Genomic DNA, 25,156 nt, shown 5'->3' with positions numbered 1-25,156 from the left:
TTATTCACCATTACAATCAAAATATTCAAAAACCTTCTTTATCCACTATTCAATAATAAATGATTAATTAAATTAAACACTATTTTGTGCAGGACTACCCAAAGTTTTAGATTTAGTTAAACCCTGTTGTCTGTTATGAGCTATCAAACAGCATATATGTTTAGTTAAATTTCTAAGCTAAAGCCTTTGAGCTTCTGCGTGAGTTTTACAAGTCATCCAAGTCAATCTGTGGCTTTTTAAAGCCAATGACACGATGAATGGTGACTTTAACTTCTTTGCCTTTTAAGCTCACCGAGCCAACACATTCAGTTTCAAAGCGATCGCCTAGACAATCTAAGGTTGTTTGGCTAATTAGAATACGACAAGGTTCGTCTGTATCGATCGATTTATCAAAGCTTTCCAATCTGGATGCGGTGTTGACTGTATCGCCTAACACAGTATATTCTTGACGTTCAATTCCACCTAAACTGCCCGCAACCACAGGCCCTGTGCAAATACCGACTCGCATTCGTATCAATGGCATCCCTTCTGTTTGCCAAATATCACGCAACTTCTCGATTTCAGTACGCATAGCCAAAGCACATTCAACAGAATTTATCGCATCTTGATGTACTAAGCTTAATTCAGTACGTGGGATTGGTACGCCAAAAATGGCCATAATGGCATCACCAATAAATTTATTTACTTGCCCCGAATATTGTTTTTCAACCACATTCACCATAGTTTCCATATATTGATTGAGCCAGTCCATTAACTCTTGCGGCTCCATGCGTTCGGATACCGTGGTAAAATTTTGTAAATCTGTAAACAGCAACGTTGCAATCAAACGTTGGGAACGCAAACGCCCTTCAGTCAAATACTCTTCACGTTCTTTCCAAATAATTTCTGCAACATCTTTGGATACATGCTTAGAAAATAAGTGCATTAATTCAGCACGTTGATTTTTTTCCTGATTAGATAAATATGAAATCATAACAGCAATCGATGAAATCCAACCAAAGGTGGGTGCGGCAACCAATATCCAATAATTACTGGAAAATCCAATATAAGACATTGAAACCAACAACATTAATCCACCAACCAAGGATAAAGTGAAACGCAGTACAGACCTTGCCCACAAACACACCAATGCTCCAAGTAATGTCCACATCCAAATCCAAGCGACTTCTTGTGATTCATTCCAAGTGTCCATTGGTTGGGATTTGCCTTCTGCCATCCGTAATAATTGGCTTATGCTATAAGCATGAACGGCGGCAGCAGGCACACGTTGATCGACATTTTCCCAATAACCAAATGGAGTATACAAAAAATCAGGAGTGGCTTCGGCATTGACCCCAATAATAACAATTTTATCTTTAAAATCATCAGGATTAAAACGCCCTGTCAATACGCGAGTGATACTGACATCTTTAAAGCCACGGGGTGCAGCGGGATAATTCAACATCATTTGGAATCCCCCCATATCCCCTTTAACATAACCGCCAAAGTCAGGTTCTAAGGGTTTTAAAACGGTTTTTCCTAATACCATATAACGCTCATCATCAGGATGGGCTTCTGGTGTAATGCCTTCTTGTGCTAAATATTTTAACGCCATCAATAAACCATAAAACGCATAAACATTGCCTATATCATCACTGACAAATAATAGGCCGCGCCGAAAAATACCCCGTGAATCAGCAGATAAATCATTGAAACCTACTTGACCTTTCTCATCTAAAAGCGGAGGGGGATCAACATGAACACCTGTTTCACTTTTGTATTTTTTAACCCCGAAAATATTGTCGTGTTGTTTAAATTGGCTCAGTAAATATTCATAGCCATGCCCTGTTACTCGTGGTACGGGTAAGTCTCGATAAATATTTAATGCGATGACGCGCGGTTCATAGGTTTCAATAGTTGCAATAAGACTAGCAAGGTGTTCATCAGAGAGAGGCCAGCCCCAAGTGCGTTGGTCTTCATCTGTTGCCCATACCATAGTAATGCGTTGGTCGGCTGGAACACTGATTGAGCGTGTCCATAGCATTAAGTCGTAAGAAGTGAGCTCTAATCCTTGAAAAAAGCCCAATGCACGAAAACCTAAAACCGTTGCAAAAACCAAATGCCCCATAAATAAGGCAACAAACAAGGGAGATTGGCGTGATTGTGTAATCTTTTTTAAAATCGGTTTCATTGCTGATAGTTTCATAAAACTTTTCACAGCAAGGCTAGTGCCTAAAAGAGGTAAAATATGGACAAGTTTACATTATTTTAAACAATAAATGTGCCTTGTTTCACCAAATTTGAAACAGTTTGAAATAAAGAAACTATTAGTTAAAAAAGAAGAAATTAGGGAGGGAAGGATGGTGCCGATGGTCGGACTCGAACCGACACAGCTTACGCCACTACCCCCTCAAGATAGCGTGTCTACCAATTCCACCACATCGGCAAATTTTAGGAAGCGAATTATATCTATTTAAAACGCAATTGTCTATGTATTGATTCTAAATAAAACAAAAAATAGCCTAAAAAAACAAATATTGAAAAATGATTGCTTGGTGTTTTAGAGGTGTCGCTATTCTAGCCCAGAATAATCAATCAATTTTTTTTTGCATAATCTTAAATTTCTTCTCAATGTCGCAAACCTTACAAAGCTTATGATTGTTGGATTTTATACATCATAGATATAAAATAAACCATTGTTTTTATTGTAAAATAAAATTGGAACATAAGTTGCCAACATTTTCATAAACGCATCCATTTTAAAGTAGGTTGTTGCTATGAAATCTAAAGACATCGCTGAATTACTCGACGAACCCGCCTGCGAGCATAATAAAAAATCTAAATCTGGTTGCGCGAAAACCAAACCCGGTGCAACAGCAGGTGGCTGTTCATTTGACGGAGCACAGATTGCCTTATTACCGATTACCGATGTTGCACATATTGTTCATGGGCCTATCGCTTGCGCGGGTAGCTCTTGGGATAATCGGGGTACACGTTCATCAGGTTCAACTTTATACCGTTTGGGCATGACCACGGATTTAACTGAACAAGATGTGATTATGGGACGTGGTGAAAAACGTTTATTTCATTCGATTAAACAAGCGGTTGACGATCATAATCCTTCGGCAGTTTTTGTGTATAACACCTGTGTACCCGCGTTGATTGGCGATGACATTGAAGCGGTATGCAAAGCAGCAAGTGAGCGATGGAATGTACCTGTTGTGCCAGTAGATGCGGCTGGATTTTATGGTACAAAAAACTTAGGCAATCGGATTGCAGGTGAGGCAATGTTCAAATATGTGATGGGTACTCGTGAGCCTGATCCATTACCTAAAAATACTCCTGAAAATATTAAAATTCATGATGTTAACTTAGTTGGAGAATACAATATTGCGGGTGAGTTTTGGCATGTTTTACCTTTATTGGATGAGCTGGGTATTCGTGTGTTGTGTACTTTGTCTGGTGATGCACGTTACCGCGAAGTACAAACCATGCACCGCGCTGAAGTGACGATGATGGTGTGTTCTAAAGCCATGATTAATGTGGCGCGAAAACTTAAAGATAGTTATGACATTCCGTGGTTTGAAGGCAGTTTTTATGGCATTACTGATACTTCGCAAGCCTTACGCGATTTTGCCCGTATGATTAATGACCCTGATCTCACCGAGCGTACTGAAGCATTGATTAAACGTGAAGAAACTAAAATTCGTAAAGCTTTAGAGCCTTGGGCTGAACGTCTCAATGGTAAACGGGTTTTATTGTATACAGGCGGGGTTAAATCCTGGTCAGTGGTTTCAGCATTACAAGATTTAGGGATGAAAGTGGTCGCAACGGGCACTCGTAAATCGACTGAAGAAGACAAAGCCCGGATTCGTGAATTAATGGGCGAAGAGACCAAAATGCTGGATGAAGGCAATCCAAAAATCTTGCTTGAAACCTATGAAGAATATAAAGCGGATATTTTAATTGCAGGTGGTCGAAATATGTACACCGCATTAAAAGCCCGTATTCCATTTTTAGATATTAACCAAGAGCGTGAATTTGGTTACGAAGGTTATACAGGTATGTTGGAATTAGTCCGCCAATTGGCCTTAACCATTGAAAGCCCGATTTGGCCGCAAGTGCATTCGCCTGCACCTTGGAAATAATCATTTTTGTTTAAATAGGAGTGTAGGATTTATTTTGCATAAGCAAAACAAGTTTTACACTTCTTAATCAATAAAGCTATTTAATTCATAAAATTGAGGAATTGTTCATCATGCCTAAACCAGAAAAACATGTATTTGTCTGTATTCAAACCCGTCCACCGGGACATCCACGTGGCTCTTGCTTTGAAAAAGGTGCATCGCAAGTGATGGAAGCGTTTATTCAGCAAATTCAAACCCGCAATTTATTCGAGCGTTTTGCAATTACGAATAGTGGCTGTATTGGCCCCTGTGGCAATGGACCTAGCGTATTGGTTTATCCTGATGGCGTGATGTATGGCGGTGTCACTGCTGCGGATGTCTCAGAAATTATTGATAAGCATTTATTAGAAGGCGAAGTGGTTGAACGCTTAAAAATGCCTGCTGAAGTGTGGGGATAAGCCATGTCCGTTTATGAACTTGAGGCTGGTGACACCGTATATGCTGCGGTCAAAATTCAAAATGATGGCGGTATTCCTGAGACTGCCCCTGATGCGATATTAGCAGAAGTGGGTACGCGTGGCGTTTTGATTAATACAGGACATTTAGAGCATGATCCTGATTCTGTATTATTTTTAGTCCGCTTTGAAGATGCTGACGGCAATTTAGGTGTGCCTGTCGGTTGTGAAGCCGAAGAATTAAGTTTAGAATCCGCCTAAAGCGATTGGTTCATGTGCTGATTATCAGTACATGAATACTTTATTTTTCTTTGGGTCTAGTACGTCATGAAAGTGCGAAATCAACAGCCGCCTGTGCATGAAGTTCTGTTGTATCAAAAACAGGAATAGTCACATCTTGTTGTTGAATCAGTAGACCAATTTCAGTACAGCCTAAAATAACCCCTTCTGCACCAAACATCGCCAATTTATCAATGATATAGATATACTGCTGTTTTGCCGTCAGTGTCATCTTATTGTGTACTAATTCGGTTTCAATAATTCGGTGGATGGTATTTCTATCTTGTAACTTTGGCACAACCACTTCCAGACCATGCTCATGAGTCAACTTTGAAATATAAAAGTCTTTTTCCATTGTAGGCCGTGTACCGAGTAGCACTACTTTCTTCAATTTTTGTTTTTTGATAGCAATTGCGGTGGCATCTATGATGTGTAATAGATTAATTTTACATTTTTTTATAATTACATCTGCAACACTATGTGCAGTATTGGAGCAAATCAGTATAATATCTACATTGTTTGTTCTTTCTAAAGCCTTAGCTGCATTTAATATTACATCCTCGGCTTTGTTCCAATTTTCGCTCCAGTAAAATCCACCTTTGCCCAATATTTCATGACTATCTATAGAATACATAACGATTTTGGCTGAAGCGTGCTGACCTTTCGATTGCTTATATACACCTTCATTAATAATTCGGTAGTATTTTTCAGTAGAAACCCAGCTCATACCACCAATAAGGCCGATTGTTTTCATTTTCTTCTCCTTCTAGATTTGGTTCTAATGATAACAATGCAAAAAATGACGTGCACTCTTTAACTTTTAACTTTATATATTTTTAGTCAGTCAAACAATGTTTCTTGTTGTTCTGGAGTGGGGATTTTAAGCGTTTTATCTCTTTACTACGAGAAAGTTTATAGCTTACCAAGCTGCTTAATAACCACAATATATTCTAAGCAAAACCCTCCATAATATAGATTAAACTGTTTTTTTGTTGCATAGCACAATTTTCTTATCACACAAGCACTCACAACCGTTTTCAAATGTTACAATGCTAACAATTCTCGTTTCTGAATGCGTGGTATGCTTATGACAACAGCACTCCCCAATGAAATACTACAAGATGTGCATGATGCTTTAGAGAGCAATGCATTCCATCAAGTAGATGAAATCCTTACTGACTTACATCCTGCAGAAATTGCAACTGTTTTAGAATCTTTACCCAATCGTCAACGTGATATTGTGTGGGAATCTGAAAGCATTGATGAGTCTGAAGTGTTGGCCTATCTCAACGATGCAGTGCGTATCGATTTGATGCAGGACATGGCCGCAGAAGAAGTGGCGGCTGCTACTGAGCAAATGGATACAGATGATGCGGTTGATTTGCTACAAGATTTACCAGAAACCGTTATTGAGGAAGTGTTACGGGCCGTTGACGAACAGCAACGGGATAGATTTACTCAAATTCTATTTTATCCTGAAGACTCCGCTGGCGGCTTGATGAATATTGATACGCTGACAATTCGAGCCGATTTAACCCTTAAAATTGTCATGCGTTATTTGCGTTTTAAAAAGCAATTACCTGAAAAAACCGATGTTCTAATGGTGGTTGATCGGAATAACTCTTATCAGGGCACATTGGCATTAGCTGATATTTTAACTCATGATCCTGAAAAAACGGTTGAACAGGTGATGCTAACAAGCCAAGAACCTATTTTAGTAACTGAATCAATGCATGAGGTGGCGCGGGTGTTTGAACAGCGCGATTTACTATCAGCTCCCGTGATTGATGGCGATGGCCTTTTATTAGGGCGAATTACGATTGACGATGTGGTAGATGTGATTCGTGAAGCGGCTGACCATGTCGTTATGGGACGTGCGGGGCTGGATGAAGAAGATGATATGTTTGCGCCGATTCTGACCACAACTCAACAACGGGCGGTGTGGCTGGGAATTAATTTGGGTACGGCATTTTTAGCAGCATGGGTTATTGGCTTGTTTGAAGAGGCTTTAGAACAAATTGTCGCACTAGCCGTATTGATGCCGATTGTTGCCAGTATGGGTGGTATTGCTGGTAGCCAAACTTTAACCGTTGTGATTCGAGGCATGGCATTAGGTCAAGTTTCTGCGGCTAATGTACCTTGGTTATTACGCAAAGAAGTTGCTGTTGGTATATTCAATGGTTGTTTATGGTCATTAGTGGTTGCTGGGCTTGCTGTATTGTGGTTTAAAAGCTGGTCACTGGGCATCATTATTGGGGCAGCATTACTGATAAATCTATTTTTTGCGGCATTAGCAGGGATGCTCATTCCCTTATTATTGAAACGTTTTTCTATCGATCCCGCATTAGCAGGTGGAGTGATTTTAACAACGGTCACTGATGTGATTGGTTTTGCCTCTTTTCTAGGTTTAGCAACACTATTTTTATTGAATACATAGAACAATAATATTCCAGATTATTTTCATAAAACACACAATATTTCAATAAGTTAAAAATCTACATCGCTTTGTAATTTATTGAGTTTATTGTGAATTTTAAAAATACCTGAATCCTTGAGAAAAACAATTGATAAAGATGGATAATGCTGTTTTTCATTCAAAACACTCGTTATGCAAATGATTTTAATTTATTCCATAAAAATAATCAGCATTGTTACTCAACAAAACCTTATGCAACACTATTTAAAAATGTTTGAAAAAAGTACAAGAAATTCAAACTGACTTGATTATTATGGGTACGTACTTGCATAGTTTACTTTCATACGTTTAATTTAATGAGTTCAACTGTACATAAAATGACGCAATTGTCACCAATTCCTGTACTTATTGTGCTATCGGAAAAATAGAGCTTGCAAGCCGTTTTTACTTTATCACATAATCTTTCCAGCTATTTAACTAACATGACACAGCATAACTTGTTGATGGGAGAAAGAATATGGCGCAATCCACGCCGAAAATATGGTTATTAGGCGCATCATTAGAAACCACCAACATGGGTTTAAGTGCTTTAGCCGAGTCCACTTTAAAATGTATTTTTACCCGTTGGCCAGATGCTGAAGTCATGATCCCAACTCATGATCAGGATACTACGCCGCAAGTTTTGCACATCATGCAACGTGAAATACCCATTCAGCGCATGGAACTATGGTACGGACGAAATATTTTTAAACATCAGAATATTTATTTACTATTCATTTTTGCACTCTTAAGTCGTTTACTGCCGTTTAAATTCTTTCGTCAATATTTACGTAAGCGTAATGAAAGCTTTGATGCGTTGATGCAAGTCGATTTTGTAGCTGATATCACAGGCGGAGATAGTTTTACTGATTTATATAAAATGCCACGTTTGATGCGAGGTAATCTATTTAAATTCGCCGTATTACTTGCTGGAAAATCACTGGTTTTTCTTCCTCAAACCTATGGACCTTTTAAACGCACGATTTCACGTGTCATGCTTAAAATGTTACTAAAACGTGCCACAATGATTTATTCCCGAGATCAAGTAGGCATCGAATACGTACAGCAAGTGTTAGGTTCTTATGCCACGAAAAAACATATTCAATTCAGTCCCGACGTAGCATTTGTACTTGAATCTGAAGTGATTGACACCGCCAGTTTACAAAAACTGCAAGATTTAAAACAACAAGGTAAAAAAATTATTGGCTTGAATGTCAGTGGCTTGTTGTATAACAAAAGCTTACAAAATGATGATTGGTTTGACTTAAAAGGCTTTTATCCCGATTTAGTTGAAAGCTTGATTCATCAGTTTTTACAAAATACCGATCATGCCATTATTCTGGTTTCTCACGTCATCGCGCCAAAACATTTACCTGAAAGTGACCCGCTAGCTTGTGAACGTTTATATGAAAAAATGCAGTCTCAATATAATGAGCGGATAGTATTAGCCGAAGGTGATTTAAATCACAAACAGGCTAAATATTTGATTAATCAATGTGATTTCTTCATGGGTTCACGAATGCACGCATGTATTGCTGCAATTTCACAATGCGTTCCTGCGGTGGGTTTAGCTTATAGTGGTAAATTCATCGGGGTTTTTGAATCAGTTGGGATTGGCGACACGGTGGTTGATTTACGTACAGAAACCACTGAAGAAGTCTTAAAACAGGTTGAAGAGATTTACCAGCAACGTGAAAACAAGGCTAAAAAATTGCAAGAAACTATCCCTCAAATACAGCAACACGTTTTGCAATTGTTTGATAACCTGTCTGATTTTTCAGATTAACTTAGCTTGCAAACACTGTCTTACCCCAAATATTGGCTAGATGGTTTTGACTTTTGAGGTTTTAGTCATGTCTTTTATTTCAAGGCTTGCTTTTTTTAGCTTATTACTATTCTCATCACTCAGCTGGGCTGAATCAGTTAAATATCTCCAATGGTGGGATGAATATTTACCGACTCGTGAAGAATTACCCACATCACTGATTTACAATCAAAAAGCAGTTGTTAAACATCATCTAGATATTGATGGCGACGGGGTTAAAAATGATACCTTGCTTTGTCGCCCATTCAAAATTCAAGAGCCTTTTAATCCACCTGCTTTGTGTCCTCGTGATAAAGTATGGATGAATTACCGTGATGATCGTCCTAGTGGGCGGTTTTATGGTGGTATTACCGCCAATTTTCTTAATGTTTCCGACATTACCGCTGTCAATGCTCGTGGTGAGGAAGCCCCTGCGATTTCTAAGTTTTCTCAAGATACGGTGCAAAATGATGGTGCATCAATCAATTTATATGAGCCACGTTATCCTCATAATGTAATGCGGGCGTTGAATAGCAAAAGTGAAGTATTTTGGGCAGATATGACTTTATTTGTGGTTGATCCCGGTTGGACGAAAACAGCAAAAGCATTCTATTCGGTCAAAAATGCAGCGGTGAATTACAGTGCATTGTTTTTATGGAAAAAAGAAGACTTTGTTAATGGTGGCGCATCGGTTGATAACATCGTGTTTGATGAAACCAGTAATTTGATGGTTGATTTAACTCGGCATTGGATTAATACAGAAGATGCGCGTTTTATCGTTCAAGATGGTGAGCAGCTTTGGATTAGTTCCTATGTATTCGATAAGCTGCAAACAGGCTACACCATTAATTTAAATCCACTTAACTCGCTTTGGGCAAAATATAATCCTGAAGATTGCGATATTGCGATTGATTGGGCAACCGCTGAATTTGTCGAGCATGAGTTTACTGATGTACAAGGGGTTGGGGCTTATTTCGCGCGTTATACTTATATGCCATCGGATCAAGAGCCAGAAAGTTTAGTGTTTATTTTTGATAATTTTCAGCTTTTTGCTACTAGCAATCCAACGGATGAACCTTCACAGCGTTCTATTCCCAGTGTTGATGTGAAAGTTGCTCCCAGCTTTGGTTTCGATGATGAATTACAAGCTGTTAGTAGCGACACTTTATTTTCGACAGGGGTATCAGTGAATGGCAGCGCAATCCAAGCTTATGCTAGTGACCAGTTGGACATTCGTGGCGTGATTACCCCCGAGCTAGAACACGTGGGACAAAAAGCCGATATTATTGCTTTAATTGGTTATTTACCCAGTATTGATGCTGATCCAGCAGAATTGCAGGCCTTCATGTTGAATAGTAAAGGAGCGATTAAACCTTGGAATGGGCGATTAGGCAGTCTAGCTGCATTAGAAATTAACACCACTTTAACACCAGAATATCGGGTGCAATTATTCCCTGTCAGCATTGAGCGGTTTAAAAACAGTGCTACGATGAATTCAGTGGTTTTGGGTTGTGATGCACGTCCCGCGACTTATACAGGGGTTTATGGTCAAGCAGGTGTTTTATTGATTTATTACGGCTATGTATTGGAAACAGGTGAGCTTGTGTATTCACAGCAACCGATTACAGTGGAATTATTGCCTGATCCCATTGTTGAAGCTGATGAAACAGAGACCACGAATAATACAGAAAATACTGATACTCAAGTATCTGATGGTGATATTGCTGAAACGGATGAGTCACAAATAGATGAAAATCAAGCAGCGACGACAACAGATGATGCCAGTCTTGATAACAGCACTCAAACCACTGCCAATTCAACCATATAAGCCATTTTATATACCTAAACTTATTATTTATGCAAACAGACATTGATATTCAACTTGTTACTGAAATACAGAATTTACCCACGACTGAGCAATTCCAGTTATGGGTAGATACGGCACTCAAACAAGCCAATTTTGAATCTGAACCCGAACCTGAGCTGACTTTGCGTATTGTAGACGAAGCCGAAGGTCGAGAATTAAACCTCACTTGGCGACAAAAAGATTATGCAACCAACGTGTTGTCATTTCCATTTGAAGCACCACCCGATATCCCTATTGCGTTATTGGGAGATATTGTCGTATGCGCCAATGTGGTTGAAAAAGAAGCCTCTGAACAACAAAAAACCTTGGAAGCCCATTGGGCACACTTAATTATTCATGGGGTTTTGCATTTATTAGGCTACGATCACATTGAAGATGCAGAAGCCGAACAAATGGAAAATTTAGAAGTACATATTTTACAGCAATTAGGTTATCCTAATCCTTACTGAACATGATGATGGCTGCAATTATGTCTTCACCGACTTTAAACTGGTTTAATCGCGTCAAGCAAGCATTATTATCAAAGGAACTCAAGACCAAACAAGAATTACTTGGTCTTATCCGCGATGCCCAACAGCGGGAAATATTAACCCCCGACACCTTGCAAATGATTGAAGGTTCGCTACAAGTGTCTGAAATGCACGTTAGAGATATTATGATTCCGCGTGCACAAGCTGTGGCTTTAGATGTCAATGATTCACCTGATGATTTGGTCAAAATTGTAGTTGAATCGGGACATTCTCGGTTTCCTGTTGTCGGTGAAAATCGGGACGATGTGCAAGGCATTTTTCTCGCTAAAGATTTACTGGATTATTACGCAACCGATCAACAAGAACCGTTTAATATGCGTGAGGTGATGCGCTCTGGGATTTTCATTCCCGAAAGTAAACGTCTTAATGTGCTGCTGCGTGAATTCCGTACCAGCCGCAACCACATGGCTATTGTGATTGATGAATACGGCGGTATGGCAGGTTTAGTGACAATTGAAGATGTGATTGAACAAATCGTTGGCGATATTGATGACGAGCATGATTTTGAAGATGAGGTTTATATTAATCCTCGTGATAATGGCTATTATTTAGTCTGGGCATTGACTCCAATTGATGACTTTAATTTATATTTTGATGTTGATTTAGATGAAGATGAAATGGATACGGTAGGTGGTTTGGTGATAAAAGCCTTTGGGCATTTACCAAAACGTTCTGAAAGCGTTGATTTCGCTGGATTTCATTTTGAAGTAATGCGAGCAAATAACCGACGGATTCATTTATTACGCATCAAGCGATTGGCTGATGATGAAACGCAAACCGCAGAATCTGACAATAATATGTAATCTTAATATCAGATAAATAATCTAAAATTGATCGGCATTGGATATGGCACAGTCCATTCCTTTGATTGTGAGTCCTTCGAGGATTGGCAACCCTGAAAATTGGGCATGATGGAATTCATCTATATTCCATAATCTATCTAGAACCCCTATAATTTTTCTGAGCAAAGTTATTGATCTTGTAACCAAATCAAGCTTGCCATACGTCCTGTTTGGCCATCTCTCCGATAAGAAAAAAATCGCTCACTATCAGAATAAGTACATAAATCACCGCCGAAAATCTGTTGAATACCCTGTACTTGTAATCTCTGCTTAGCCAATAAATATAAATCTGCATACCAATGCTGCGGACGTGAAGGCTTAAAAGCCTGTTCTGCTTGTGGTAACTGCTCACAAAAAGTCTGTCGAACCTCGTCCCCGACTTCAAACCCAACTTGGCTGATAGCAGGCCCTAGCCATATTAAAATATTGTCTGGATTCTCATCTAACTGTTGCAAGGTCGACTCTAAAACCCCATTGGCCAATCCACGCCAACCTGCATGGGCAACAGCAACCTTTGTCCCTTGTTGATTACAAAAAAACACAGATAAACAATCCGCAGTCATCACCACGCAAACTTTATTCATTTGCTGAGTATAAATCGCATCTGCACAATAACCTTGTCCCACTTGTTCAGCAGCTACCGCTTCAATACCATGCACTTGTTGCAACCAATGAGGCTCTTGAGGTAAGTGCAATTGTTTTGCTAATAAAGCCCGATTTTTAGCCACAACTTCAGCATCATCCCCAACATGTTCAGCCAAATTAAAACCATCAAAAGGAGGTTGGCTAAAACCACCTAAACGGGTGCTAACAAATGCTTTAACTGAGTGAGGAGCTAGCCAATTGGGTGTGATGTAATTAGACATTGATTTTATTCCGCTTTAGAAAAATGCTCATAACCTGATTGCTTTGGTTGCCAAAGTTCACCATTTTCTTGTAAGCAACGTAAACCATGTTCAGCTTCAATATAACCAATGGGATAAAAATGATTTGCAGGTAGATGTTGTGTTAATTGCTCTAACTTATCTGGTGACACCGTAAAGCATAGCTCATAATCATCACCACTAGCCAAAGCAAATTGCCATGCCTGTTGTGTTGATAACTGATTTTTAAGCGTATTTGATAATGGAATTTGAGCTAAATAAATCTGTGCACCGACTTGGCTGGCCGTGAGAATATGTCCCAAATCAGCTAATAAGCCATCAGAAATGTCGATTGCACATTGAACCCCCATTTTGCTTAATGTCTGTCCTATTTCCACCCATGGAGTCGGACGATTTAAACATTGTTCAACGAATTGCTTATCAAGCTCTGGCAAATCCACTTCTCCAAAAACAGAAGCCAAACCTAAGCCCGCATTTCCTAAGTTACCCGTGACGCAAATCACATCCCCAATTTGAGCTTTATCACGCTGTAATGCCTGCTTTTTAGCACTGAAGCCCATAATTTGAATCGAAATAGTGATAGCCGATTTAGAGCTGGTAGTATCACCACCGATAAGAGCAACTTGATGTTGAACCGCCAAATCAGCCAAACCTTGTGTAAATTGCTGTAACCACGATTCATTTATTTCGGGACAACTCAAAGCCAAAGTAAACCACGCAGGCGTTGCACCCATGGCTGCCATATCACTTAAATTAACTGCTAAGGATTTATAGCCAATATCATAAGCACATGTATTAATTGGAAAATGGACACCCTCAACTAAAGTATCCACGGAAATCGCCAATTCCATATCACGGGGTACTTGCACCAGCGCGGCATCGTCCCCAACCCCGAGAATCACATCTTTCCGAGAAACCAAACCTTGTTGAAAATAGTGTTCTATTACGTTGAATTCTTTCATGAGCTGGGGTTTTTGCTCCAAATATTCACTTCGCCATCCACACTACGGGATTCGAATTCCATTATTTGAATATCTAGCGTATGGCATAAATGGTGTGGCAAATCATGAATACTTGACATTGATAATCCCATATCAGTTCAAAGGGAGAGTACAAAATTTCAGGCATTTTAATTGAATAGCTATGACTTGCGTAGTATTTTTGGAGGGAGATGGGATAATTTAAGATATATGCTTAGGCTTCCGTATCTTCAGGCCTAACATAAATTGATTTTAAATCACCTTTGTATACTTCAACTAAATATTCGATGACATCGCCACGGCTCACGGGCAATTTTGGAAAACCTGAACGTTCACGTAGTAATTGAGCTACAGCTTCCAACTCTCTGGCTAAAGTCGGCGTTGCACGAAAGTTCAGTAATTCAGAACGCTTTTCTGGCTTTGACATTGATATCCCACTATCCATTCGGAGTGCTGCGATTGTATAACAAAGTTATATGAAACACAAAGTACATGTTATGGGGTAATAACGCGCATTTTTTTAGCTAAATACGCCTATTTTATGGATATAAGGTGTTAATTTAAGAAGAAAAAAATCGAGAGGGATTATATTCCCACGCAAAACTTAACACATGGGAATAAGATTATTTTGACATGATTTGAATTAAAAGGTCGCCAAAGAGACTACTTAACTTTAAAATCAGCTAAGAAAGCGTAATAACCGCCCAAGCTCTCAACCTCTAATTGCCCCTTGCCTTGTTTTTCTAAATCCTCAAAATAAGGTAATAAACCCGGTGGATAATGTACACCAAATAATGACAACCAACGTTGTAACACCCATTGAAACCATTTAGGCAAATCACGCTGATCGGAAAAATCGACAATATGAACCACACCTTCTTGCTTCACATTCACTAAAGCGGTATCGACTGCTTGTGGCCAAGGTGGAATCATAGACAAGGCATAAGAAAAAAATACAGCATCAAACGGTTTATCTAAGCCAAAGGTTTGTTGATAATTCAGTTCCTCAGCCAAACATTGTTTTAGAATGATTCTGCCTGTTAAACCTTTTGCATCAATTTTTGCTTGGGCGGTGTTCAACATTTCTTGTGACGCATCTAAACCATAGAATTGTACTTCTGGATGCTTCTTGGCTAATAACATTAAGTTACGAGCTGTTCCACAACCAATTTCCAACACCTTATCACCCGCTTGCAATGGCATACGCCGAATTAATCTATCTCGCCCAAGCAAGTAATATTTCCGCGTTAAATCATAAATGTACCGCTGATGACGATACATGTTATCCATCGCTTTGGCTTGATCCATATTGGTTTCCTTCATGACGATATTTAAAATTGGTACTTTTTATTATAGAACGGGCAGTTTAATATCCATGTTTAAAATAGAACATTCTAAACTGTTTATTAAACATACCTTTTCTTAAAATCCAAATTTTTATGCGTCAACGCTATTAGGTTTGCTAGGCATTGAATAAATGTGGAAGCCACCGTAAATTGCAGAGCGATCTTTTTTGTATAATTCTTTAGAACGTTCTTCTTCATACACAAATAATTTGCGTAATTCAGGAGGCAAGTCTGTTTCAATTGGAGAATCAATAGACGCAGTACGGAAAATGATACGAGTTCCGGGTTTACCCACACGCGCAACTTCTTGCCACAAGCCCGTTAATACTTCTGGATTCATCCAATCTTGTGAATCTAAGAATACAAAACGGTCAAGCGAATTATTTGGTTGAGATTTCAAGTAATCAATCAAAGAAGTAACATGAGTTTCAACACGATGTAAATTTTGCTTTAAATCATCATAATTTTCGGGTTTTAAATACTCAGGGACAGCACCTAATTTCTCGCTGTCATACCGTAAACTAAAACCTTGCCACGCAAAATAGTTAGTCTGAATTGGGAAATCACAAGCTAAATGGCGCACTCGTTCACGATACAAATTAATCAAATTGCCTTTTGACTCTTCTTTCATGAATTCATGCTGTTGTGGTGGAATACCTAAGCTAAACACAGCAAGGCGCATATTACCCACCTTTTTCACCAACCAGTTATCAAAGAACGGTGCAATTTCTTCATTGAAGATTTGTTCTTGTTCTGCGATAGTTTGTGCTTGCAAAATACGCTCAGGCTTATATTTAGTCATTTTAGAAATGCGATGTAATAAACGCATAAAACGACCAAACCGCGCATAATAATATAAATTCTTTTTAAAATACTTGATTCGAGCTTTGCCTGTTGCACGGCGCAAAAGCGAACCTTTTTCCCAAAATGTACGTGCCTTTTCATCCATGTGAGGTTGGATATATTGGTAATAATTCTCGATGTTTTGTGGCTTATCTGCCAAACCAAAAAAGTCAAAAAAGCTTTTATAATCAGGCAAATGTTCGAGCGATGCCAATTTAAGGCGAGTTAAATTCATGTGGTATTGATTCAAATCAACCGCCACAATTTTTTCAGGTTTTTCGACAAGGTAATTTAAAAGATTACAGCCGCCTGATGAAATTGTAAAAATGCGACTTTCTGGAGTCAGCTCTAGGGCTTCAATATCAACCTCTGGGTCTTCCCAAATTTGATTGTAGACGAAGCCATTAAACCAAAGGCTAAACATACGCTGTAACATGCCTTGGCGAGTCATTAATGAATCTTGGTGGACTGCGGTTTTCAACAGCCCTGCTGAGACTGAACTCATTGTACGTCTTTCCTTACACTTTAGGGTTAAAACAAATATTGCACAAAAGATTGACAAAAGTGTAACAAAAAGTTGATACTACACGACTTGTCTAATTCGCAATCATTTAGCCTATCCATTTTATGATAGCTTGGCTTTGGATAAAAGGCCTAGCAGCAAGATTTTTCAAAAAATTATTTTCCTACCATACTTAAGCAAGTATAATCCGCTGTTTGTTTAAATGTTTAAAAAATTTTTATGTTGCATAAAATACATTTGCTGTTACCCAAATTTCCTACTGATACCGATACACTTACACATCCCTCACTAAATAATCTCAGTTTATTTGTTTCTCGTGCGCAAAAAACAGCATGGCCTTACCAAAATCATGACGCATGTTTATTTGATTTATTCGGCTTTGATGCTCAAGACCTACCGATAGCCCCTGTGACTTATTTAGTGGACAGTCCCGATTTTGATGAAAACGCGCTTTATTTACGGGCTGATCCTGTTTATTTACAAGCAGATCGTGACCGAGTTTTATTGTTTGATGCCGATAGTGCATTGCAAGATATTACATTGGATCAAGCTCAACAGTTAGTGAGCACCTTAAATCAGCATTTTGCCCAAGATGGTTTGCATTTTTTAGCTCCAACTCCGACACGCTGGTATCTTAAATTAACTAAAGAGATTCAACCAAAGTTAAAATTATCAGATTTATCAGAAGTTAAAGGGGCTGATATTCATGATTACATGCCTGATGGTGAGGATAAATTGCAATGGCGTAGTTATTTAAATGAAATCCAAATGTTGTTGTATCAAAACCCTGTGAATGAGCAACGTGAGGCGGATAGAGCATTACCTGTTAATAGTGTTTGGTTTTGGGGTATGGGACAGTTGCCAGAATTACCTAAAAATCATTGGTTGCAGGTTTGGAGTCATGATGTGTTAGCAAAGGGATTAGCTCAGTTAACTCATGTTGCGCATGATGGATTACCGAGTCAAGTTGATGATGTTTTGCAGCAAACGGGTGAGCAATTGATTGTTTTTGAGAAGAGCGCACAATTTTTACAAGCATTTGATACACATTGGCTACCCGCATTATTAAAAGCATTACGTCAATGTCATATTGAGGAGCTTGTTTTGTATACAAATAAGGGGATTTTTAAGCTTAATTCGCAACAGTTAAGGCAGTGGTGGAAGTGGAAAAAGAATTGGATCGATATTGTTTACTAAATAGTTTGGATTTTTTGCTCACATATAAAGTCAAGCAGGCTCAATGATGCGGGCTTAAATCACTCTTTTAGCAAGTATTATTCTATAGTCAATTCCCTGTTATGAGTTATGACTAGTCCTTTAAGGGCTGGCAGTCATGAAAGTAGCATATAATTTTAACGCTAAAGATGGAATTAGCTATAGCTGACAAACTTTTTACAGATTGCCAGCTTTAAATAATGTCTAAGCCGCTTTAGGCAATTCAGGTAATAACAAATCTTTTAAATCTTGTTCTGCATCACCTGTGATATGTAAATTAAACTGCTCGACTAAGAAATTCAAAATGGCTTCATTCACAAATTGTGGTGGTTTAGGGCCAATATAAATATCTTGAATACCCAAACTGAATAAGGCTAACAAAATAATAACTGCTTTCTGTTCTAACCAACTTAATACAATTGCAATTGGTAAATCATTGACAGGCACGCCCAATGCGTCGCCCAATGCTAAAGCAATGTGTACAGCACCGTTACTATCATTACACTGTCCCAAATCTAAATAACGAGGAATGACTGTTCCCGGAATCGTACCAAAATCAACGTCATTAAAACGGAATTTGCCACAACTACTGGTAATAATAACCACATCTTTAGGCAGGCTTAACGCCATATCTCGATAGTAATTACCTTCTTTCCCTGGTCCATCACAACCTGCAATCACAAAGAATTGGCGAATTTTACCTTTTTTTACTGCATCTAAAATCTGTGGGGCTAATTCCAAAATGGTTTTGTAATGATGCCCTGTTGTTAGCTGTGCATCGCTATTAAAATCTTCAATACACGGCAAACTCAATGCTTTTTCAATCGCAGGGCCGAAATCATCATTTTCAATTGGAACTGCTTTTTCTGTACCCACCATTTTATAAGTGAACAAACGATCACCATAAGTGCGCTTATCTTTAATCGGCACAATGCAATTTGTACTCATGATGATTGCACCTTGCCATTTTTCAAATAGCTTGTCTTGGTCATGCCAAGCACCACCGATATTGCCTTTTAAATGCGAATATTTACGCAATTCAGGATAAGCATGACCCGGTAGCATTTCAGAATGCGTATAAATGTTAATGCCTTTGCCTTCAGTCGCTTGCAATAATTTATGCAACATATCCAAGTTATGTCCAGAGACTAAAATGGCTTTACCTTCAGCACGGTTTTGAGAAATTTGTATCGGGGTTGGAATACCAAGATGTTGAGTATGAGCATCACTGAGTGAATCCATGACGGCGACACCAGCCTCACCAATTTTCATAAGCTGTGCAATATGTTGCTCAAAGCTAAAATTGACATTTGTCATGGTAAAATATAAGGTTTCTGAAACAACGTCGTCAACAAGTAAAGTGTCGGCTTCAAGTTCGCGAGCATGTTCACGATAAGCAGCCAAGCCTTTTAAACCAAAAATCATAAGGTCTTGTAAACGCGCTAAATTTTCATCTTTACCGCATGTGCCTAAAGTTTGGTTTTTAGCACCACAACCATTTTCAGCACTCATTTCACATTGATAGCAAAACATTGGAAGAGCTTCTTGTTTCATAATTTACACTTCGAAAATGTGGAATATACGAGATAAGTTTACCAATATTTACCATGAGTTACTTTGATACAAATCAAATTTAACTGATATAAACCTTGTTATTCAAATAACCCTGCTTTTTTATCAAATTAATAATGATGAAGTGTTAAGTTATAATCAATGCCTGATAACCATCAAAAGTATTGTAAAAATATTTGCTTAGGTTACACTATAATTTTTTGATGAAACTAAAATGAATCTTAGCCTATGGATACTGACATACTAAGCCGTTCCATTGTGGTATTTTCAAAAAGTTATTTACCCATTGGTCGGGTCAACATCAAACGTGCAATTATATTGCTTATCACTGAAAAAGCTGAACCATTAGAAATTGATTCTGCTTCACAGCCCATTCAAATCCATTCTCCTAGTATGGTGCTTGTCGTTCCCCAACATATTCGTTTAAAAATCACACATCGAGAACGTACTTGGCGCGTGCCTGCGGTAACACGACGTGAAGTATTACGCCGCGATAAACATGCGTGTCAATATTGTGGTTCAATAAAGAAATTAACTATCGATCATGTGATGCCGCGTTCTCGAGGGGGAACACATACTTGGGATAATGTGATAACGGCTTGCGAATGGTGCAATAGCCATAAAGGGGATAGAACGCCTCAAGAAGCGGGTATGCTGATGCGTACACGACCTAAAGCACCGCCGCACCCAGCCGTTTCATTTGCTGATGATTTTTGGCGCAGTCATCATCGAAAACAGATAGAAAAACCACCTGCTGAATTGCTTAGAGAAGAAATATAGAAAGGTGCTCAGATTAGAGTCATGGTTTTCTTGTTATAGTCATTTTATTTTAAAGTGATACAGGACTAATAGTCCTCGATTTTAAAAGTGATTGATATTTAAAGTATAAAAGGATTGCCAGTCCTAACATACAAACCAAAATTGACTATATATTAGGGTTGCTAACCTTCAAAGGCGTGACAACCCTAAGAAAAAGAAATCTTATAGTGCAAATAAGCGATTCTGTTTGTGATGCAGAACAATCATTAATCGATACGATCAGTTAAAAAATCGACTGAATCCTGCAACAATATCAATTTAATTAAAACCAGCATAGCATAAGCCCTATCAACAGACTCGGTTTATCCACGCCGCCAAGTTGTTGTACCAGAGGCATCTTCTAGCGTAACCCCTTTTTCTTTTAATTCATCTCTAATACGATCAGCTTCAGCCCAATGTTTACTTGCTCGGGCCGCATTACGTTGCTCAATCATATTATCGATTTCATCTGCACTTAATTCAATTGCACCGCCTAATTGTTGTAAAAACTGCTCTGGATCAGATTGTAACAAACCCAGAATACTGCTCAGATGACGCAGCTCACTGGCAAGCAAGGTGGCTTTTTTAATGTCTTCATCACGAATTTTATTAATATCACGCACCAAATCAAATAATACCGCGAGTGCATCTGCTGTATTAAAATCATCATCCATGGCTTCGTGGAAGCGTTCGTAATAACTATTATCATCGTCAGATTCTTCAGACACAGGCAAACCACGTAATGCGGTGTATAAACGAGTCAACGCATGTTGTGCATTGTCCAAGTGTTGGTCAGAATAATTCAAAGGACTGCGATAATGACTGCTTAAAATAAAATAGCGCACCACTTCTGGCTCATATTTTTCCAGCACTTCGCGGACGGTAAAGAAGTTGCCCAAAGATTTAGACATTTTTTCTTCGTTTATCCGTACAAAACCATTATGTATCCAGTAATTAACATAAGGTTCACCTGTTGCGCCTTCAGATTGGGCAATTTCGTTTTCATGATGTGGGAATTGTAAATCTGCACCACCACCGTGAATATCAAAATAATTGCCTAAACAACAAGTTGACATCGCTGAACATTCGATATGCCAACCGGGGCGACCATTACCCCAAGGAGATTCCCAGCTTGGTTCATTAGGTTTGGCGGTTTTCCACAATACGAAATCGAGAGGGTCTTGTTTATAACTATCCACCCCAACCCGTTCGCCAGCCCGTAAATCCTCTAGTTTTTTACCTGACAACTTACCATAATCTTTGAATTTGCTAACGCTATAGTACACATCGCCATTTTCAGCATGGTACGCATAACCATTATCAAATAATTTTTGAATCAAGTTTATAATATCTTCAATACTTTCCGTGGCTTTCGGTTCGCTACTCGGTGGTAACACACCTAATGCAGTCGCATCTTCGTGCATGGCTTGGATAAAACGAGCAGTAAGTCTGTGAAAATCTTCACCGTTCTCATTTGCACGTTGAATAATTTTGTCATCAATATCAGTAATATTTCGGATATAGTTGACATCATAGCCAATTTCACGCAGATAACGCGCGATAATATCAAACACAACCATGACACGGGCATGTCCAATATGACAATAATCGTATACGGTCATACCGCACACATACATATTGACTTTGCCTTCGTGAATGGGTTTAAAAATTTCTTTTTGGTTACTTAGACTGTTGTAGATGCTCAACATGGTTTTGCTATTAAAATGTACTGTAAAATGAGCAGTGTAGCAGAAAGCCGCTTGAAAATCTGATTTTCTTCATTGTTGAGTAAACTCTATTTTATAAGTTTGTTTCCTGTTATAAATAATGAAAAACAAATGAACTCCAACAACAAGACTTAAAGCGATTGCAAGCATTCATGATTTAAGTCAATCTGTTATCATAATTCTTAACGTATACCTCAAAGGTACTTGGTTATGCTTCCTTTATTGGTGATTGCAGGTAGTGCGCTCACAACTTATGGTGGTGCAATATGGCTGAAACACAAAAAATTATTGCCCGAAATCCCAAAACCTGAAACCTCGCTGGCTAAACCAGAAACAGCCGATTTAAGTAAGGTAAACCGAAATTTTGCCATTGCGAGCACCACTTTTGGCTTGGCGGTGGGTGGGATTTTTTATCCTGCATTGAAAGTAGCCAGTATTGCAGGCTTATTCTTTTTAACCATTCCAATATGGCGACAAGGTTATCGTGCTTTATACCGCCAACACCGTTTTAATATTGATGTGTTAAATTCTCTCGCGCTACCACTGGCAGTTGTCACGGGTTATACCTTGCCTGTTGCCTTTACTTATTGGATTCATCACACGGGTAAACGCCTGATTGCCAAAAGCAAAAGCTATTCTCAAACCGACATTAAAGAAGCCGTGAATGCCTTACCTAATTTGATTTGGGTGATTAAGGATGAAATTGAATTACTCACGCCAATTTCTGAGGTTCAAGTAAATGATGTGATGGTGGTTCATGCAGGGGAAGTGATCGCCGCAGATGGAAAAGTCATACTGGGTGATGGATTTGTTGACCAACGGGCTTTGACAGGACAAGCTAAATCGGCTGATGTTAAAAGTGGCGATACGGTGTTTGCATCAACCCTGTTGTTACGCGGAAAATTACATATTCAAGTTGAGCGGGCTGGCAATGAAACCATGATGGCAGAAATCAATGCGATTCTGTCCAACTACACCGATGATAATCAAGTGATTCAATCTCAAGGTGAAGAAATTGCAGATAGAATGGCTTTGCCGATTACCGCATTAAGTGCTTTGGCTTTTCCGATTATTGGTCCGCATGGAGCAACGGCGATTTTATGTACTTTTATGACCGAAGATATTAAGTTTATCACTCCGATTAATACCCTGAATTCTCTCAATATTGCATCAAATAAAGGGGTACTGATTAAAGATGGTCGTGCATTAGAAGCATTATCCCAAGTCAATACGGTCATTTTTGATAAAACAGGTACATTAACTCAGGAACAGCTTGATTTACATAAAATTTATACTTTAGCTGATTATGATGAAGACAGTGTACTGAGCTTGGCTGCAACCGCTGAATATAAACAACAACATCCCATTGCAAAAGCGATTCAACAGGCGGCTAAACAACGTGAATTATCAGTTCAACCTATTGATAGTTCTAGCTACGCACTGGGTTATGGCATACAAGTGATGTCGGGTGGTAAATTAATTCGGGTCGGCAGTTATCGATTTATGGAGATTGAAAAAGTTGACATCCCTTATCAAACTGTCAACAGCATTTTGCAAGCCTGTCGTGAGCATAATTATGCCTTGGTGATGGTTTCGGTCGATGATGAGTTGATTGGTGCAATCGAGTTGCATACTGCATTACGCCCTGAAACCCCACAATTAATCCAATCGTTGCAAGAGAAAGATTTGGATATTTATATTTTCTCAGGCGATCATGAAAGACCAACTCAAAAATTGGCTGAACAGCTTGGTGTAAACAATTATTTTGCAGAACTATTGCCAGAACAAAAAGCCGAACGGATTGAGCAATTGAAAGCTGAAGGTAAAAAAGTATGTTTTATTGGTGATGGGGTTAATGATTCGATTGGTTTAAAAGCGGCAGATGTTTCAATTTCACTACATGGCGCGTCGCTATTGGCAACAGATGTGGCTCAGATTATTTTAATGGATGATAGCTTAGTGCAAGTTGAACCTTTATTTTCTCATGCACATGAATTAAAAGATAATATTCGATTCGGCGTATTATCTGTTTTAGTTCCTGGCACTATGGTTGTTACGGGTGTATTCTTTTTCCATTTGGGCGTATTGGGTTCAGTATTATTGAGTGATTTAGGCTTGATTGCAGGCTTGACCCATTCCATGTTACCGTTATTAAAACATAAAAAGCAGGATGATAATAATGACTGAAACCAGCTACTATGATTCGCCTGTAGGCTATTTGGAATTGATTGCAAATGACCAAGGTTTAACAGGCTGTTACTTTATAGATGATGCGCCACTGGTCATACCTGAACTGACACAACATCCGATTTTAAAACTCGCACATCAACAGTTAGAAGCCTATTTTCATACGGGATTGCAGCAGTTTACCATTCCACTTGATTTACAAGGTACTGCATTTAGGCTAGATGCTTGGCACGCATTGCAAACAATTCCTTATGGAAAAACGGCAAGTTATATCGATATGGCGAGACAAATAGGCAAACCCAAAGCAGCACGAGCCATCGGCCAAGCAAATCATTATAATCCGATCTCAATTATTGTACCTTGTCATCGTGTGATTAATCACAGCGGCAAATTAGGTGGTTATGGTGGTGGTTTATGGCGTAAAGAATGGTTGCTGGAGCACGAAAAGAAATAATCAACCAAAATCTAAACGATAGATTCAGCCTTTATTTTTCAAAAACCTAAAATCATCATACCTTGATAGCTTAGACATTATCCCGTTCCTAACATGACCCAATCACAAAACTTGTGGGAACGAGGGGATTATAAGACAAGAAATGTTAAAAATATAATCAACACTTTTATATTTTTAATTGTATTTATTTTTGAGTGCAAAAATTCATATTATCCAACACAGCCTTGCTGACCCAATTCCATTATCTGTAGAAATTCTTGCATATAAAGGGACTCACTATACCTATGCC

The 25,156-nt window shown here is 38.7% G+C and carries 22 protein-coding genes and 1 tRNA gene; 12 read left to right on the top strand and 11 right to left on the bottom strand.

Annotation, left to right across the window (positions count from 1 at the left end; all coding sequences use genetic code 11):
* Window positions 1-205 precede the first annotated feature (205 nt).
* Window positions 206-2,185 (bottom strand): CHASE2 domain-containing protein, encoded by a 1,980-nt coding sequence (locus tag ABXH34_RS07835; protein WP_353571317.1) that lies wholly within the window; start codon window positions 2,183-2,185, stop codon window positions 206-208.
* A 155-nt stretch (window positions 2,186-2,340) separates the two neighbouring features.
* Window positions 2,341-2,425: transfer RNA gene (locus tag ABXH34_RS07830), tRNA-Leu, on the bottom strand.
* Between the two features lie 331 nt (window positions 2,426-2,756).
* On the opposite strand from ABXH34_RS07830, the gene nifE reads away from it, so the two are divergent.
* From nifE to ABXH34_RS07815, 3 genes are all read left to right on the top strand, one after another.
* Window positions 2,757-4,127 carry a nitrogenase iron-molybdenum cofactor biosynthesis protein NifE gene (nifE, locus tag ABXH34_RS07825; RefSeq protein WP_353571316.1) on the top strand — a complete coding sequence of 457 codons (1,371 nt, stop codon included), beginning with the start codon at window positions 2,757-2,759 and terminating at the stop codon, window positions 4,125-4,127.
* A 110-nt stretch (window positions 4,128-4,237) separates the two neighbouring features.
* Window positions 4,238-4,564: a (2Fe-2S) ferredoxin domain-containing protein gene (locus ABXH34_RS07820; protein WP_353571315.1), complete on the top strand. Its 327-nt coding sequence runs from the start codon at window positions 4,238-4,240 to the stop codon at window positions 4,562-4,564.
* A gap of 3 nt (window positions 4,565-4,567) precedes the next feature.
* A complete protein-coding gene (locus ABXH34_RS07815) occupies window positions 4,568-4,822 on the top strand; it encodes a nitrogen fixation protein NifZ (RefSeq protein ID WP_353571314.1) in 255 nt (84 codons plus the stop codon).
* A gap of 64 nt (window positions 4,823-4,886) precedes the next feature.
* On the opposite strand, the gene ABXH34_RS07810 is transcribed toward ABXH34_RS07815, so the two are convergent.
* Window positions 4,887-5,594, bottom strand: coding sequence for an aspartate/glutamate racemase family protein (locus ABXH34_RS07810; protein WP_353571313.1), 708 nt, complete (start codon window positions 5,592-5,594; stop codon window positions 4,887-4,889).
* 333 nt (window positions 5,595-5,927) lie between these two features.
* Here ABXH34_RS07810 and mgtE point away from each other — a divergent pair, with 333 nt between their 5' ends.
* The 5 genes from mgtE to ABXH34_RS07785 all read left to right on the top strand — a co-directional run bounded on the left by mgtE (window position 5,928) and on the right by ABXH34_RS07785 (window position 12,299).
* Window positions 5,928-7,277 (top strand): magnesium transporter, encoded by a 1,350-nt coding sequence (gene mgtE, locus ABXH34_RS07805; protein ID WP_353571312.1) that lies wholly within the window; start codon window positions 5,928-5,930, stop codon window positions 7,275-7,277.
* Window positions 7,278-7,773: 496 nt separating this feature from the next.
* Entirely contained in the window at window positions 7,774-9,081 is a 1,308-nt protein-coding gene (locus ABXH34_RS07800; RefSeq protein ID WP_353571311.1) for a polysaccharide pyruvyl transferase family protein, read from the top strand.
* 67 nt (window positions 9,082-9,148) lie between these two features.
* A complete protein-coding gene (locus tag ABXH34_RS07795; RefSeq protein WP_353571310.1) occupies window positions 9,149-10,927 on the top strand; it encodes a hypothetical protein in 1,779 nt (592 codons plus the stop codon).
* 29 nt (window positions 10,928-10,956) lie between these two features.
* Window positions 10,957-11,415: an rRNA maturation RNase YbeY gene (gene ybeY, locus ABXH34_RS07790; protein WP_353571309.1), complete on the top strand. Its 459-nt coding sequence runs from the start codon at window positions 10,957-10,959 to the stop codon at window positions 11,413-11,415.
* Between the two features lie 20 nt (window positions 11,416-11,435).
* Window positions 11,436-12,299: a CorC family transporter gene (locus ABXH34_RS07785; RefSeq protein WP_353571308.1), complete on the top strand. Its 864-nt coding sequence runs from the start codon at window positions 11,436-11,438 to the stop codon at window positions 12,297-12,299.
* A 167-nt stretch (window positions 12,300-12,466) separates the two neighbouring features.
* Here the strand turns inward: ABXH34_RS07785 and pgeF are convergent, their stop codons facing one another.
* The 6 genes from pgeF to ABXH34_RS07755 all read right to left on the bottom strand — a co-directional run bounded on the left by pgeF (window position 12,467) and on the right by ABXH34_RS07755 (window position 16,896).
* On the bottom strand, window positions 12,467-13,204 hold the full coding sequence (pgeF, locus tag ABXH34_RS07780) for a peptidoglycan editing factor PgeF (protein WP_353571307.1): 738 nt from the start codon (window positions 13,202-13,204) through the stop codon (window positions 12,467-12,469).
* A 5-nt stretch (window positions 13,205-13,209) separates the two neighbouring features.
* On the bottom strand, window positions 13,210-14,184 hold the full coding sequence (gene thiL, locus ABXH34_RS07775) for a thiamine-phosphate kinase (protein ID WP_353571306.1): 975 nt from the start codon (window positions 14,182-14,184) through the stop codon (window positions 13,210-13,212).
* Window positions 14,181-14,303: a hypothetical protein gene (locus tag ABXH34_RS07770; RefSeq protein WP_353571305.1), complete on the bottom strand. Its 123-nt coding sequence runs from the start codon at window positions 14,301-14,303 to the stop codon at window positions 14,181-14,183. Before ABXH34_RS07770 ends, thiL begins: the two co-directional genes overlap by 4 nt.
* Before the next feature lie 113 nt (window positions 14,304-14,416).
* Entirely contained in the window at window positions 14,417-14,629 is a 213-nt protein-coding gene (locus tag ABXH34_RS07765; protein ID WP_353571304.1) for a hypothetical protein, read from the bottom strand.
* A gap of 236 nt (window positions 14,630-14,865) precedes the next feature.
* Window positions 14,866-15,510 carry a class I SAM-dependent methyltransferase gene (locus ABXH34_RS07760; RefSeq protein ID WP_353571303.1) on the bottom strand — a complete coding sequence of 215 codons (645 nt, stop codon included), beginning with the start codon at window positions 15,508-15,510 and terminating at the stop codon, window positions 14,866-14,868.
* Window positions 15,511-15,639: 129 nt separating this feature from the next.
* Window positions 15,640-16,896 carry a BtaA family protein gene (locus ABXH34_RS07755; RefSeq protein ID WP_353571302.1) on the bottom strand — a complete coding sequence of 419 codons (1,257 nt, stop codon included), beginning with the start codon at window positions 16,894-16,896 and terminating at the stop codon, window positions 15,640-15,642.
* 237 nt (window positions 16,897-17,133) lie between these two features.
* Here ABXH34_RS07755 and ABXH34_RS07750 point away from each other — a divergent pair, with 237 nt between their 5' ends.
* Window positions 17,134-18,111 carry a hypothetical protein gene (locus ABXH34_RS07750; RefSeq protein WP_353571301.1) on the top strand — a complete coding sequence of 326 codons (978 nt, stop codon included), beginning with the start codon at window positions 17,134-17,136 and terminating at the stop codon, window positions 18,109-18,111.
* Between the two features lie 222 nt (window positions 18,112-18,333).
* Here ABXH34_RS07750 and hcp read toward each other — a convergent pair whose 3' ends face one another.
* Window positions 18,334-19,683 carry a hydroxylamine reductase gene (hcp, locus tag ABXH34_RS07745; RefSeq protein WP_353571300.1) on the bottom strand — a complete coding sequence of 450 codons (1,350 nt, stop codon included), beginning with the start codon at window positions 19,681-19,683 and terminating at the stop codon, window positions 18,334-18,336.
* A gap of 246 nt (window positions 19,684-19,929) precedes the next feature.
* Between hcp and ABXH34_RS07740 the strand changes: the two genes are divergently transcribed.
* On the top strand, window positions 19,930-20,481 hold the full coding sequence (locus tag ABXH34_RS07740; protein ID WP_353571299.1) for an HNH endonuclease: 552 nt from the start codon (window positions 19,930-19,932) through the stop codon (window positions 20,479-20,481).
* A gap of 341 nt (window positions 20,482-20,822) precedes the next feature.
* Here ABXH34_RS07740 and cysS read toward each other — a convergent pair whose 3' ends face one another.
* Window positions 20,823-22,208 carry a cysteine--tRNA ligase gene (cysS, locus tag ABXH34_RS07735; protein ID WP_353571298.1) on the bottom strand — a complete coding sequence of 462 codons (1,386 nt, stop codon included), beginning with the start codon at window positions 22,206-22,208 and terminating at the stop codon, window positions 20,823-20,825.
* 228 nt (window positions 22,209-22,436) lie between these two features.
* Here cysS and ABXH34_RS07730 point away from each other — a divergent pair, with 228 nt between their 5' ends.
* Window positions 22,437-24,413 carry a heavy metal translocating P-type ATPase gene (locus tag ABXH34_RS07730; RefSeq protein WP_353571297.1) on the top strand — a complete coding sequence of 659 codons (1,977 nt, stop codon included), beginning with the start codon at window positions 22,437-22,439 and terminating at the stop codon, window positions 24,411-24,413.
* Window positions 24,406-24,867: a methylated-DNA--[protein]-cysteine S-methyltransferase gene (locus tag ABXH34_RS07725; RefSeq protein ID WP_353571296.1), complete on the top strand. Its 462-nt coding sequence runs from the start codon at window positions 24,406-24,408 to the stop codon at window positions 24,865-24,867. Before ABXH34_RS07730 ends, ABXH34_RS07725 begins: the two co-directional genes overlap by 8 nt.
* Window positions 24,868-25,156: the final 289 nt, after the last annotated feature.

Source organism: Candidatus Albibeggiatoa sp. nov. BB20, from assembly GCA_016744725.1.
GTDB lineage: Bacteria > Pseudomonadota > Gammaproteobacteria > Beggiatoales > Beggiatoaceae > Albibeggiatoa.
This window is presented reverse-complemented; position numbering and strand designations above follow the sequence as displayed.